Source organism: Kitasatospora sp. NPDC056783 (assembly GCF_042789895.1).
Classification (GTDB): Bacteria; Actinomycetota; Actinomycetes; order Streptomycetales; family Streptomycetaceae; genus Kitasatospora.
On sequence record NZ_JBHUAF010000716.1, the window covers coordinates 1 to 1,206 of the forward strand.

1 protein-coding gene is annotated in these 1,206 nt (G+C 72.3%); it reads left to right on the forward strand.

Going from position 1 to position 1,206, the window contains the following annotated elements:
• The first annotated feature begins 213 nt into the window (after positions 1 to 213).
• Positions 214 to 1,179 carry a hypothetical protein gene (locus ACFRMQ_RS40840; protein WP_380735998.1) on the forward strand — a complete coding sequence of 322 codons (966 nt, stop codon included), beginning with the start codon at positions 214 to 216 and terminating at the stop codon, positions 1,177 to 1,179.
• The last annotated feature ends 27 nt before the right edge of the window (positions 1,180 to 1,206 follow it).

Sequence of the window (1,206 nt, forward strand, 5' to 3'; positions counted from 1 at the left end):
GGTTTCCGTCGTGACGACCGCCCCGCCGGCGGTGGCTTCTACCGCGACCGCGGCGACCGTGGCGGTTTCCGTCGCGACGACCGTGGCGGCGACCGCGGTGGGTTCCGCCGTGACGACCGCCAGGGCGGCGGCTACCGCGGTGGCGACCGCCGTGACGACCGCGGCGGCCGTGACTACGACGACCGTCGGGGCAACTACGAGCCCGTCAAGCGTCTGCCGATCCCGGAGGACGTCACCGGTTTTGAGCTGGACGCGGATGTGCGCCAGGAGCTCAAGAGCCTGCCCAAGACCCTCGCGGACGATGTCGCCCGCAACCTGGTGATGGTGGCCCGCCTGCTCGACAGCGAGCCGGAGGAGGCCTACCAGTACTCGCGCGTCGCGCTCCGTCTGGCCTCCCGCGTGGCGGCCGTGCGTGAGGCGGCCGGTTTCGCCTCGTACATGACGCAGCGCTATTCCGAGGCGCTGACCGAGTTCCGCGCCGCCCGTCGGATGACCGGCCGGGCGGACCTGTGGCCCGTGATGGCCGACTGCGAGCGCGGTCTCGGCCGTCCGGAGCGGGCGCTGGCCATGGCCGGCGAGCCCGAGGTGAAGCAGCTGGACAAGGCCGGTCAGGTCGAGATGCGCCTGGTGGCGGCCGGTGCCCGCAGCGACATGGAGCAGTACGACGCGGCCGTGGTCACGCTGCAGAGCCCGGAGCTGGCCTCCAGCGCGGTGCACCCGTGGACCGCGCGCCTGCGGTACGCCTACGCCGAGGCCCTGATCGCGGCCGGCCGGGCCGACGAGGCCCGTGACTGGTTCGCCAAGGCGGCCGAGGCCGACACCGAGGGCAGCACCAACGCCTCCGAGCGGCTGGCCGAGATCGACGGCGTGGAGTTCACCGACGCGCTCGACCCGGAGCTGGCCGAGGACGAGACCGAGTCGGCCGACACCTCGGCGAAGAAGCGCGGTGGCGGCGACAACGCCGACGACCGCGTGATCTTCGAGGACGAGGAGGACGTCGAGGAGTACTACGACGAGGACGACCTCGAGATCGACGAGGAGTTCGACGGCGTGGTCCCCGAGCGTGCCCAGGGCACCGAGGCCGAGAAGACCAAGGCCGAGGACGCCGAGAAGAAGGACGCCGAGCAGAAGGACACCAAGGCCGAGGCCGCCGCCGAGAGCGACGCCGACAAGAGCTGAGCGGTCCCCCAGGCAACGCCGTGAGGC